Annotated in this window: 11 protein-coding genes; 5 read left to right on the plus strand and 6 right to left on the minus strand. The window is 49.5% G+C overall.

All coding sequences use genetic code 11. The features are described 5' to 3' along the window. Window positions 1–68: 68 nt before the first annotated feature. The 3 genes from htpG to BCF53_RS04860 all read left to right on the plus strand — a co-directional run bounded on the left by htpG (window position 69) and on the right by BCF53_RS04860 (window position 3,024). A complete protein-coding gene (gene htpG / locus BCF53_RS04850; RefSeq protein ID WP_132700386.1) occupies window positions 69–1,985 on the plus strand; it encodes a molecular chaperone HtpG in 1,917 nt (638 codons plus the stop codon). A 150-nt stretch (window positions 1,986–2,135) separates the two neighbouring features. Continuing rightward, complete coding sequence (locus BCF53_RS04855; RefSeq protein WP_132700387.1) at window positions 2,136–2,696, plus strand: YfaZ family outer membrane protein; 561 nt, start codon at window positions 2,136–2,138, stop codon at window positions 2,694–2,696. Between the two features lie 115 nt (window positions 2,697–2,811). Continuing rightward, a complete protein-coding gene (locus BCF53_RS04860) occupies window positions 2,812–3,024 on the plus strand; it encodes a hypothetical protein (RefSeq protein WP_132700388.1) in 213 nt (70 codons plus the stop codon). A 15-nt stretch (window positions 3,025–3,039) separates the two neighbouring features. On the opposite strand, the gene BCF53_RS04865 is transcribed toward BCF53_RS04860, so the two are convergent. The 5 genes from BCF53_RS04865 to mnmA form a co-directional block, all read right to left on the minus strand. Then, on the minus strand, window positions 3,040–3,636 hold the full coding sequence (locus tag BCF53_RS04865; RefSeq protein ID WP_132700625.1) for a lytic transglycosylase domain-containing protein: 597 nt from the start codon (window positions 3,634–3,636) through the stop codon (window positions 3,040–3,042). Next, window positions 3,629–4,762 (minus strand): cupin domain-containing protein, encoded by a 1,134-nt coding sequence (locus BCF53_RS04870; protein WP_132700389.1) that lies wholly within the window; start codon window positions 4,760–4,762, stop codon window positions 3,629–3,631. The genes BCF53_RS04865 and BCF53_RS04870 overlap by 8 nt, the downstream gene beginning before the upstream one ends. A gap of 122 nt (window positions 4,763–4,884) precedes the next feature. After that, window positions 4,885–6,252 (minus strand): adenylosuccinate lyase, encoded by a 1,368-nt coding sequence (gene purB / locus BCF53_RS04875; RefSeq protein ID WP_132700390.1) that lies wholly within the window; start codon window positions 6,250–6,252, stop codon window positions 4,885–4,887. A gap of 63 nt (window positions 6,253–6,315) precedes the next feature. Further along, window positions 6,316–6,942, minus strand: a complete 627-nt coding sequence (gene hflD / locus BCF53_RS04880; protein WP_132700391.1) for a high frequency lysogenization protein HflD — start codon at window positions 6,940–6,942, stop codon at window positions 6,316–6,318. A 9-nt stretch (window positions 6,943–6,951) separates the two neighbouring features. Then, window positions 6,952–8,046, minus strand: coding sequence for a tRNA 2-thiouridine(34) synthase MnmA (gene mnmA, locus BCF53_RS04885; protein WP_132700392.1), 1,095 nt, complete (start codon window positions 8,044–8,046; stop codon window positions 6,952–6,954). 278 nt (window positions 8,047–8,324) lie between these two features. Here mnmA and fabV point away from each other — a divergent pair, with 278 nt between their 5' ends. Next, entirely contained in the window at window positions 8,325–9,503 is a 1,179-nt protein-coding gene (fabV, locus tag BCF53_RS04890) for an enoyl-ACP reductase FabV (RefSeq protein ID WP_132700393.1), read from the plus strand. Here the strand turns inward: fabV and BCF53_RS04895 are convergent. Further along, window positions 9,406–10,119, minus strand: a complete 714-nt coding sequence (locus BCF53_RS04895; protein WP_132700394.1) for a pseudouridine synthase — start codon at window positions 10,117–10,119, stop codon at window positions 9,406–9,408. The two genes, fabV and BCF53_RS04895, sit on opposite strands and share 98 nt — an antisense overlap. A gap of 174 nt (window positions 10,120–10,293) precedes the next feature. On the opposite strand from BCF53_RS04895, the gene BCF53_RS04900 reads away from it, so the two are divergent. Next, complete coding sequence (locus tag BCF53_RS04900) at window positions 10,294–12,525, plus strand: NADP-dependent isocitrate dehydrogenase (RefSeq protein WP_132700395.1); 2,232 nt, start codon at window positions 10,294–10,296, stop codon at window positions 12,523–12,525. Window positions 12,526–12,542 lie beyond the last annotated feature (17 nt).

The raw sequence follows: 12,542 nt of genomic DNA on the forward strand, positions 1-12,542 counted from the left end.
TGAATTAACAGTCATTATCCCCACTTTTAACTCCGACTTATTGGAATAACTAGATCGTAAGAGGCTTTATGTCTGATACCAAACAGGAATCACTTAGTTTTCAAACAGAAGTAAAACAGCTTCTGCATTTAATGATTCATTCTCTTTACTCGAACAAAGAGATTTTCCTTCGCGAGCTGGTCTCAAACGCATCGGACGCATGTGACAAGTTGCGTTTTCAGTCGTTAAAAGATGACAGCCTGATGGCTGAAAACAATGACCTGCGTATCCGTATCAGCGTCGATAAAGATGCGAACACTGTATCGATCGAAGATACCGGCATTGGCATGACGCGGGATGAAGTCGTACAGAACTTAGGGACTATTGCGCGCTCCGGTACGGCCGACTTCCTGAAAAACCTGACCGGTGATGAACGCAAAGACAGTCAGCTTATCGGCCAGTTCGGTGTTGGTTTCTATTCTTCCTTTATTGTTGCTAAAGCGGTTGATGTGTATACCCGTAAAGCCGGCCATGCTGCCGAGGAAGGCGTTCACTGGCACAGTGAAGGCGAAGGTGAGTTCACCATTGCCGATGCAATTCTGCCAGCGCGTGGTACCAAGATTGTTCTGCACCTGAAGGCTGATGAAAGCGAGTTTTCCGACAGCTGGCGCCTGAAGAACCTGGTTAAAAAGTATTCCGATCATATTTCAGTTCCGGTACAGATGCTTGAAGAAAGCTATGCAGCGGCTGAAGGTGAGGAAGAAGAAGCTGAAAAGCAGGATCCGACCTGGGAAAACGTGAACAGTGCCAAGGCGCTGTGGACCCGCCCCAGAAGCGAGGTAAACGACGAAGAATATCAGGAGCTCTACCACCATATCTCTCATGACTATGGTGATGCGCTAACATGGAGCCACAACCGGGTCGAAGGTAAGCTTGATTACACCAGCTTGCTCTATATCCCTAAGAAAGCACCTTACGACCTTTGGAACCGCGAACGTGTGCGTGGCCTGAAGCTGTACGTTAACCGTGTCTTTATCATGGATGATGTAGAACAGTTCCTGCCAATGTACCTGCGTTTTGTTAAGGGTATTGTCGATTCCAACGACTTACCGCTGAACGTCAGCCGTGAAATTCTGCAGAACGACTCCACCATCGACAGCATCAAGTCGGCACTGGTTAAGCGTGTTTTGGATATGCTGGGTAAACTGGCTAAGAAGCAGCCGGAAGACTATCAGGCATTCTGGGAAGAGTTCGGCCAGGTACTGAAAGAAGGCCCGGCTGAAGACATGGGCAACAAAGACAAGATTGCCGGTCTGCTGCGCTTTGCCAGCAGTCATACGGGTGACGCTAAGCAGAATGTTTCGTTGAAAGATTACCTGGAGCGCATGAAAGAGGGTCAGGATAAGATCTACTACGTCAGCGCGGATAACCACCAAACGGCCAAGAACAGCCCGCACCTGGAAGTATTCCGCAAGAAGGGCATCGAGGTTCTGCTGCTTTCCGACCGTATCGATGAGTGGCTGATGAGCTACCTGAACGAGTTTGAAGGTAAGTCCTTTGTGGATGTGGCCCGTGGCGGTCTGGATTTAGGCGATATTGAGTCTGAAGAAGAGAAGCAGGCCCAGGAAAAAGCCAACGACGAGCACAAAGACCTGCTGACCCGAATTCATGAGCAATTCAAAGATGAACTCGAAAACGTTCGTATGACGCATCGTCTGGTTGAATCACCGGCCTGTATCGTTGTTGGTGACAATGACATGGGTGCCCAAATGCGCCGTATCATGGAGGCTGCAGGTCAGGCTGTCCCAGATTCCAAGCCGATTCTGGAGCTTAACCCTGAGCACCCTCTGGTTCAGCGACTGGAAAAAGAAGAGAACGAAACCCGCTTTAACGACCTGGCCAGCATTCTGCTTGAACAGGCGCGACTGTCGGAAGGCTCAACCCTGAAAGACGCGGCCGGTTTTGTTTCACGGTTGAACAAACTGCTGCTTGAAATGCTTGCCTGATAAACGGTTTAGCAGCTGTTAAAGCCACCCAAAGGGTGGCTTTTCTTTGTAAATTTAAAAGTGTTCAAGGCTAATATTGATGCTGTAGTTTGCAAATTCCGGCTAACTTAGGCTTTATATAGCGCAGTTCAAATTTGGAGATTTACCCCGATGATTAAAAAAATCATTGTACCTGCAATACTGATGGCTCATTCCATGACGGCTTATGCAGGAGGCGCGATTGATTTTTCTCTATCTAATGACTCTATTCGGGTAGAGCATGACGCCGTGCTGGTTGGTACCGGTGCGCACCTGACCACCGGCTTCCTCTATAACGAAGAGGAATCGAACTGGGCTGTTACTGCCGGTTTCAATGCTGTGGATGCCACAATGGCTAATCAGGAGTTGATAGGTGGTGTGGGCTTTAAAGGCATGGTGCTGTCTACAGACGTGGAAGACCTGACCTTTGCCGCGGGTGTGGGTGGTTTTTTACGCTGGCAGCCTGATTTTATGAACGGCTTAGGCCTGGAAGGTGAAGCCTACCTGGCACCGAGCATTCTGAGCTTCGGCGAATTAACCTACGCTCATGAACTGGTTGGCCGAATAACCTATAAGGTGCTTCCTCAGGCCCGCATCTTCGTTGGCTACCATGATGTCAGCGCCAGTTATGAAGACGTAAACGATGTGGAAATTGATTCGACCTTCCACTTAGGCTTTAGAATGACTTATTAAGTGGTATTAATCTGTTTTAATAGGGTTAAAGTTACATAGATTGCGCTGTAGCCAAAAGCTGCAGCGTTTTTTTTAAGCGAGGTTTTTTATGGTTAAGTATTGGGAAATTTTACAGGTGTCCGACAATACTTTTGTCCTGCAGAATTCAGATGAATCGGACAACCCGGTGGTTAAGATTGAGTTTTCAGAAGAAGCTAAAAACGCCTTACAGGAGCAGCTGCCAGACGTTGCACGCGCCATGATCAGCGCCGGAATGGAATCCTCCGGAATGCTAGTGGATGGCATTGCAGAAGAGGCCAACCCAGAGGAAGATCACGTTTTCCACTGATATCCACTCATCAACCTAGTTTCGATACGCCTGATACCAGCCCATAACCTTGGCAACGTAATTTATCGTTTCAGGGTAGGGCGGTACACCCCCAAATCGGGCCACGGCGCCTTCACCCGCGTTATAGGCCGCCAGTGCCAGTTTTAAATCATCATACTGATACAGCAAGTACCTCAGGTGCTGAGTGCCTGCGTAGATGTTTTGTTTCGGATCGTACAGGTCTTTGACCTTATATCGCGCTGCAGTAGCGGGCATCAACTGCATCAGTCCCGTTGCGCCTTTGTTTGAGCGCGCCCTGATATTAAAGGCGGACTCCTGCTTAATCACAGCTTTGATCAACGCAGAGTCCATATCATACAGATAAGCAGCATTACGGATGTGGCGGTCAATCAACTGGCGATTTTTATCGTTGTCCTGATACCTTAAGGCGGTGCCGGCTTTGCCGGCGCTTATCTTGCTTTCTTCCAGCTCATACCCGGCCAGGTTTATGGGCCTGTCTGTCACGACCCGCTCGCCGGTTGGGGCGGTATAAATGAACAGTTCCGTTGCTAAGCAAGCGGAAGGTAAGACGAGCAGTGCCGAGAAAGCGGTAGTGGCGACTTTTTTAAACATCAAAGAATACAACACCTGCAGTTAGCAGCTGCCACATCAGGTTATGAGCCCTGACATCGCTGAAATCTTTTGCTGCGGAGTAATGAAGGGTGTCCAGCTGGCAAATGAGATTGAGAGTTTCAAAACTGAGTGTAGTTTCAAAATCCTGACCATCGGCAAACAACATGCCTTCGCAATAGGCCATCCTGCTGGAAGGGTTTTTGTAGAGAGTGTTTGCCTGCCACTGGCGAACAAACTGCGCCATCTCCATGTTTTCGTTTTCAGTCGCGGTGTCATCGTACTTGGGTTCGGTCATGTATTGGCCGAGCCATGAAGCCAGCAGTTCATCTGAATCCTGGTAGCGCAGCATTATTTGCTTCAGGCGGTCAACGTCTTCCTGCCTGATCTGATAAGGAGACGCCGAGCGGTCTTTAATCTTTTGATCGCTGTAGCGGCTGAATTCGCTGACTTTCTCGCTCAGGAAGTAACCGAAATCAGTAATAAACTCGCTGTCTGACGGCGCTCTGAAGCCTACCGACAGCGTTATTGATTCGGTTAACGACTCACCCCAGTGGGCAATGCCCGGCGGTAAATACAGCATATCTCCGGGTGACATCTCCCAGCTGTCCTGTTCCTGGAAATCGGAAATAACCTTAACCGGAAGGCCGTCTATCACATCGGTTTCATCATCACACAGTTGGCCGGCGCGCCAGATGCGATTGCCCTGAAGCTGAATCAGGAAGACGTCGTAAAGATCGTAGTGGGGGCCAACACCGCCATGCTGCGGCGAGTATGAGATCATAATGTCATCGACACGCCAGCGCGGTAAGAAGCTGAAGCTCTGCAAAACCTCGCGGATATTTTCCAGCCAATGATCCACTGCCTGAACGAGCAACGTCCAATGGGTTTCCGGCAGATCATCGTAGGTATCCTGATCAAACGGGCCGTGCTGAAGATCCCAGTTATCTGCTTTTGGGTCGCCGATGATGATTCGGGATTCCACTTCCGCTTCCTGAGCAAGGCTGAACAGGTCTTCTTTGCTGATCAGGTTGTCTACGGTCAATGCCTGTCTGACCAGCAGAGGCGACTGCTGCCAGTGGTTATTCAGGAAACTCTTGGTGTCGAAGTGCTTTAAGGGGCTGCTCATTGAATCACCTGCCTATTGCAGAAAGCGTTTAATTGGAAAGTCTAGCAGAGAAGGCGAACGAAACATCAAACAAGCTAAAGGCCGCGAAAGCGGCCTTTGAGGGTTGGGCAGAATATCCGGGTTTAAATCGCCTTGGCCTGAGCGACAGCGTTACCGATATAAAGTGCCGGTGTCATCGCCAGCAGAGCATTTTTAGCCTCAGCCGGCAGATCGAGCTGCTGAACAAATTCAATCATCATGGCTTCCGTTATAGCACGGCCTCGGGTGAAGGCTTTCAGCTTTTCATAAGGTTCTTCGATGGCGTAGCGGCGCATGACGGTTTGAATCGGTTCCGCCATGACTTCCCAGGCGTTGTTTAAATCTTCCGCCAGACGGTCGGCATTGACCTGCAGCTTGCTGATGCCTTTCAGGCTCGCCTGATAAGCAATCAGGCTGTGCGACAGACCCATGCCCATAGAGCGCAATACGGTTGAGTCTGTCAGGTCTCGCTGCCAGCGGGAGATCGGTAGTTTTTCAGCCAGGTGGCCCATAATCGCGTTAGCGATACCCAGGTTACCCTCTGAGTTTTCGAAATCGATCGGGTTAACCTTGTGCGGCATCGTTGAAGAACCCACTTCACCGGCAATGGTTTTCTGCTTGAAGTATCCCTGCGAAATATAACCCCAGATGTCACGGTCGAAATCGATCAGAATCGTATTGAAGCGGGCTACAGCATTAAACAGCTCTGCGATGTAATCGTGAGGCTCAATCTGAGTGGTGTAAGGGTTCCAGGTTAAGCCCAGAGATTCAACGAAGACCTGAGCATTCTGCTGCCAGTCTACATCCGGGTAGGCGGAAAGATGGGCGTTGTAGTTACCCACGGCGCCGTTGATTTTGCCCAGGTACTCGATGCTCTCAACCTGTTGGATCTGACGCTTCAGGCGGTAGGCAACGTTCGCAAACTCTTTACCGACGGTTGTCGGTGAGGCTGTTTGGCCATGGGTACGGGAAAGCATAGGTATGTCAGCCAGATCGTGGCTGATTGTCTGTATGGCTTCAAAGACGCTGTTCAGTGACGGCAAAATCACTTCTTTAATGCCGTTGCTCAGCATGAGAGCGTGAGACAGGTTGTTGATGTCTTCAGATGTGCAGGCAAAGTGGACAAACTCCAGGACCTTGGCCAGTTCAGGCTGGTCATTGAATTTATCTTTCAGGAAATACTCGACCGCTTTTACATCATGGTTGGTCGTTGCTTCGATCTTCTTGATGGCCTGTGCGTCTTCAACAGAGAAGTTAGCAACCAGCGCATCCAGGAATTTATGGGTTTGCTCAGAGAATGCCGGGCATTCAGCGATAGCGTCCATGCGTGACAACTGCTGTAACCAGCGAACTTCCACTTCGACACGGTAACGAATTAAGCCGAATTCACTGAAGTATTCACGTAGTGGGGCGGTTTTGCTGCCGTAACGTCCATCAACGGGAGAAATGGCAGTAAGCGAGGTGAGTTCCATAATTAAAAGCCTATTTAGATGCGATCGATTTTAAAGCGCGGGGATTATACCGAAATGTCAGCATTAGACCACGCTAAGAAGCCCGTCAGCACAGTCTTTAATAGCTTTCCGACTGGTCAGGAAATGCCAGCGGTGACCGCCCGCCTGACGCCACAGCATGGCGCAGCGAACGCCAAACAATAAAATCGTTCTGATCTTTTCAGCAACCTTAGGGTTCTGCAGGTGAGAAGGGTTGCCGGTTACCCGTATGCGAAAGCTCAGTTTGCTGACGGAGCTCTCATAACACTGGGCTGCCGAGGCAATTACCGCCTCGTGGCTGAAGCTGCCAAAGTATTTTTGCTGGTCGACTGTGCGATCTAATGAGTTAGAAAGCGCCTCCATCAGATCCGGCCGCTTCTGCAGCTTGTTCTGCACCGCGATAATACCCATCGCGTACTGCAGTACCTCGCGGTTCACACCACGACCATTCTTAGCCATGGCTTCTTTCAGCGTGTTCAAACCAATGGCGACGTTTTCAGTACCCTTGAATACATCCTCATAGGATGACGGGTTTAAATTGAGAATGCTTTCGATGGTTGATTCAATCTGCTGAAGCTCAATCATGCCGGATTTGGCCAGCCTGTCGACCAGCTTGGCTGCCTGAAATACGCCGGCCAGCGCCAGGGTTTGTCGATTGATGGTTGAATCCATATCTAATCCTTAGTTCCAGGTTTGCTCAATAACGCCGCCGCCAAGGCAGACTTCATCGCTGTAAAACACAGCGGATTGCCCAGGGGTGATGGCTCTTTGAGGCTCATCAAACTCGACAAGCGTTGATCCATCTTCGTTCCGTGTCAGCAGACAATGCTGGTCCGGCTGACGATAACGGTGTTTGCAGGTAACGCGCACAGGCATTTCCTGCCCCTGATCGTCTACCCAGAAAATATTGTTTACCGTCAGGCTTTTGGTGAACAGCGCCGGGTTGTCTGTGCCCTGAACGACAACAAGGCGATTGTTTTCTAAATCTTTTTTAGCCACAAACCACGGTGCTTCACCATATTTAGTGCCGCCAATGCCCAAGCCCTGACGCTGACCGATGGTGTAGTACATCAGGCCCTGATGGTCGCCCAGAATATCGCCGCTCTCGGTGATGATCTTGCCAGGCTGGGCAGGCAAATATTGCTTCAGGAAGTCTGAAAAGCGTCGTTCACCAATAAAACAGATGCCAGTGCTGTCTTTCTTTTTGGCGGTTGCCAACTGGTACTTCTCTGCAACTTCGCGGACCAGTGGTTTTTCCATTTCGCCAACAGGGAACAACGTCTTTTCAAACTGCTCGTGCCCGACGGCATGCAGGAAGTAGCTCTGATCTTTGTTGTTATCCAGGCCGCGCAGCAATGCGGCTTTACCATTTATAACTTTGGTTCGGGTGTAGTGGCCGGTCGCGATTTTGTCGGCACCGAGCATCAGGGCGTAGTCCAGAAAGGCTTTAAATTTGATTTCTCTGTTGCAGAGAATATCCGGGTTGGGTGTGCGCCCGGCCTTGTATTCGCTTAAAAAATGCTCAAATACGTTATCCCAGTATTCGGCTGCAAAATTAGCCGTGTGTAGCTTGATGCCTAGTCTGTCGGCAACCGCTTGAGCGTCAGCGAGATCTTCCTTGGCTGTGCAGTATTCGGTGCCGTCATCTTCGTCCCAGTTTTTCATGAACAGACCTTCCACCTGATAACCGGCTTCAATTAGTAGGGCGGCCGTTACCGATGAGTCGACACCACCAGACATGCCGACTATAACTTTTGTGGAAGAATGAGGGTTCATGTACTGCTCCGGTCTGAAAATACTAAAGGCCCTTAAATGGGCATGGTTAGATGGTTATTCAAGTAAATTGTATCCTTTTAAGCACTTTCAAGATATTAGCTGGTTTAACAGGTAGAATTTGCGGTGACCAAGCTGAATAGGCAGTTAATTCACAACTCTTATTCAAGTATCAAAATAATGGGGTGCTGGCACTCTATTAAACTAGCGACCAAATTGCTGTCAGGTGATTAACACAGTTGCCTGAAGCACACTTAATATAGTTGAGAAGGATAATTTTCATGGTTATTAAGCCTAAAATTCGCGGATTCATCTGTACCACGGCCCATCCGGTTGGCTGCGCACAGAACGTTCAGGAACAGATTGAATATGTAAAAGCCAACAAAACTGAACTGGAAGGCCCTAAGAATGTTCTGGTTATCGGTTGCTCTAACGGTTATGGCCTGGCCTCCCGCATTACGGCGGCATTTGGCTTTAAAGCGAATACATTAGGTGTCATGTTTGAAAAAGAACCGACCGAGCGCCGCACCGCGTCAGCTGGCTGGTACAACACTGCAGCCTTTGAAAAGGCAGCTAAGGCTGAAGGCCTGTATGCAGAATCGCTGAATGCAGATGCCTTTTCCAATGAAGCTAAAGAAGAAGCAATTGCCAAGATCAAAGAAAACATGGGTACGGTTGATCTGGTTGTTTACAGTTTAGGAGCGCCACGCCGTAAAGACCCAAACACGGGTGAAGTTTATTCCTCAACCCTGAAGCCGATTGGTGAAGCGGTTACCCGTAAGAACCTGAATACCGATTCCCGTGAGGTTTCAGAAATTACGCTTGAGCCAGCCAATGACGACGAAATCTTCAACACAGTGAAGGTTATGGGTGGTGAAGACTGGGAAATGTGGATGGATGCCCTGGCTGAAGCCGGTGTTCTTGCTGAGGGTGTAAAAACTACCGCCTATACCTACATTGGCAAAGATCTGACCTGGCCTATCTACGGTGGCGCAACCATCGGTAAAGCTAAAGAAGACCTCGACCGGGCGGCAAAAGCCATATCTGAGAAGCTAGAAAGCTCTTTAAAAGGCAAGGGCTATGTTTCTGTTTTAAAAGCACTTGTTACCCAATCCAGCAGCGCAATTCCAGTGATGCCGCTGTATATCTCTGCACTCTATAAAGTGATGAAAGAAAACGGCACGCACGAAGGCTGTATCGAGCAGATCTTTGGCCTGTTCTACAAAGAGATGTATGCCGACGGCACCATGAACCTGGATGACAGCGGTCGTATTCGCATGGAAGACAACGAGTTGGACGAAGGCGTGCAGTCTAAGGTGGCTGAAATCTGGTCGCAGGTAAATTCCGATAACCTGGACGAACTTACCGATTTCGCCGGCTACCAGAACGAGTTTTACCGCCTGTTCGGTTTTGGCTACGACTCTGTTGATTACGATGCAGACGTGGACCCGATCGTTTAAGCCTTGCTTTATCGGCCACCTCTTTGCTTAAGGGGTGGCTGATAGATTTCAGCCCAAGCTGGCTACACAGCTCCGCCTCTGTCACCTCAATAAATTCACCGCAAGCCAGGCTATTCACCGCAAGCCCGCCAATCGATTGCCGCACCAGCCGCAGAGTAGGGTGGCCAATAGCGGCCGTCATGCGTCTCACCTGACGATTTTTACCTTCACTGATAGAAATAGACAGCCAGGTTGTTGGAATTTCCTTACGCTCGCGAATGGGTGGATTTCTGGGCCACAGCCAGTCAGGCTCGGGTATAACTTCTACTTGTGCCGGTGCCGTAATGCCATCTTTTAATTCAACTCCCCGGCGAAGCCTTTCGATCTGTTCAGGCTCTGGCGAGCCCTCAACCTGCACGTAGTAGGTTTTAAAAACCTTGAACTTAGGGTTCATTAGCTGATGAATAAACTGGCCGTTATCGGTCAGCAGTAGTAGTCCTTCAGAGTCGTAATCCAGGCGACCGGCACCGTAAATTCCCGGAATATCAATGAAATCGGCAAGCGTCGATTTACCGGAATCATCTGTGAACTGTGTTAAAACCCGGTAGGGTTTGTTGAATAAAACGTACCGAAACATCGCAACCTGAACTGTATTAGTAGTGAGTCTGGCATTATATTTAGTCTAAAGTTCGATTACATCCGCCAGTGCAACTGATAACATCGGCGGTTGATTTGTATTTGCATCGACAGATATCCAGCACTGACTGGCAGGCTGCTGCCTGTTCTTTCCTTTTCAAAATTAGGGATTCTTATGACTGATAATCAAGCGAAAATTATTTATACCGAAACGGACGAAGCTCCTGCGTTGGCAACCTATTCATTTCTGCCAATCGTACAGGCGTTCACCAGCGCAGCGGATGTGCAGGTTGAAACCCGGGATATTTCCTTATCCGGTCGAGTCATTGCAAGCTTCCCAGAATTCCTGAAAGAAGATCAAAAAATCGCCGATGCACTGGCCGAGCTGGGTGAACTGGCAACCAAGCCAGAAGCCAACATTATTAAACTCCCTAATATTTCTGCCTCTGTTCCTCAGCTGCTGGCAACAATCAAAGAGCTGCAGGAAAAGGGCTACGATCTGCCGGATTACCCAGATGAGCCTGCCAATGAGCAGGAAGCGGATATAAAAGCACGCTACGACCGCATCAAAGGCAGCGCCGTAAACCCGGTGTTGCGTGAAGGCAACTCAGACCGCCGCGCTCCGGGCTCTGTTAAGCAGTACGCGAAGAATAACCCGCACAGCATGGGTGCATGGTCATCAGACTCCAAGTCTCACGTATCCAATATGACCGACGGCGATTTTTACGGCAGTGAAAAATCGGTCACTCTGACTGAAGCAACCGAATTTAAAATTGAACTGCACAAAGAAGACGGCAGCATTGATGAACTGAAAAGCTTCGCGCCACTGTTGGCCGGTGAGGTTATCGACAGCTCAGTCATGAACGTAGCCGCGCTGAAAACCTTTTTTGCAGAGCAGATTCAGGATGCTAAAGCGAAAGGGGTTTTGTTCTCTCTGCATATGAAGGCCACTATGATGAAAGTCAGTGACCCGATTATTTTTGGCCATGCGGTCAGTGTTTTCTATAAAGATGTACTGACTAAATATGCCGATGAGTTTGCCGCGATTGGCTTGGATGTAAACAACGGCATTGGCGATCTGTATTCTAAAATAGGTCAGTTGCCGGCGGATGTGCAGGCGCAAATTAACAAAGATATCGACGCGGTATATCAGGCTTCTCCTGAGCTCGCCATGGTTAACTCGGACAAGGGCATCACCAACCTGCACGTGCCCAGCGACGTAATTATTGATGCCTCCATGCCTGCTATGATTCGTACCTCCGGCCAAATGTGGGGTCCGGATGGCCAGCCACAAGATACTAAAGCTGTGATACCGGATCGTTGCTATGCAGGGGTTTATCAGGCCACCATTGAGTTCTGCAAAGAGCACGGAGCATTTGACCCCCGCACTATGGGTACCGTGCCAAACGTGGGTTTAATGGCTCAGAAGGCTGAAGAATACGGTTCGCACGATAAAACTTTTGAAGTCTCTGCTGCCGGTGCAGTTAAGGTTGTTGATAAATCGGGTAATGTTTTACTTGAGCAGCCAGTTCAGGCGGGCGACATCTTCCGTATGTGTCAGGTAAAAGATGCTCCAATTCAGGATTGGGTAAAACTGGCTGTAAACCGTGCAAAAGATACCGGCTGGCCGACAGTGTTCTGGCTCGACAGTGAGCGCGCGCACGACAGAGAGCTGATCAAGAAGGTAAGCACCTATCTGAAAGATTACGACACCAACGGCCTGGATATTCAGATTCTAAGCCCTGTTGAAGCCACCAAGCATGCCCTGGCGCGTATGAAGGCGGGTGAGAACACCATCTCTGTTACCGGCAACGTACTGCGTGATTATCTTACCGATCTGTTCCCAATTCTTGAGCTGGGAACCTCTGCAAAAATGCTTTCTATTGTGCCGCTGATGAACGGTGGTGGCTTGTTTGAAACCGGCGCCGGCGGTTCTGCACCAAAGCACGTTCAGCAGTTCAATGCTGAAAACCATCTGCGCTGGGATTCACTGGGCGAGTTTTTGGCGCTGGCGGTCTCTCTGGAGCATCTGGGTAAGCGCTTCAATAACGACAAGGCGCTGGTGCTGGCTAAAACTCTCGATGATGCCACCGCTGCATTCCTCGAGAACAACAAAAGCCCATCGCGTAAGGTGGGTGAGCTGGATAATCGCGGAAGCCACTACTATCTGGCAATGTATTGGGCAGAGGCGCTGGCTGCGCAAACAGACAGTGCAGAGCTTAAAGCTGCCTTTGAATCCGTTGCTGCTGAGTTAAAAGCCAAAGAAGATAAAATTTTGAAAGAGCTTAATGAAGTGCAGGGCGAGGCCGTCGACATCGGTGGTTACTACCGTCCGGATGCCAAGCTTGCTGCAGAAGCAATGCGTCCAAGCAAAACACTGAACAGTGCTTTAAGCCTGATTAAGTAAAAATTGCGGTCACTAAA

Origin of the sequence: Reinekea marinisedimentorum (assembly GCF_004341165.1) — a bacterium.
Taxonomy (GTDB): Bacteria; Pseudomonadota; Gammaproteobacteria; order Pseudomonadales; family Natronospirillaceae; genus Reinekea; species Reinekea marinisedimentorum.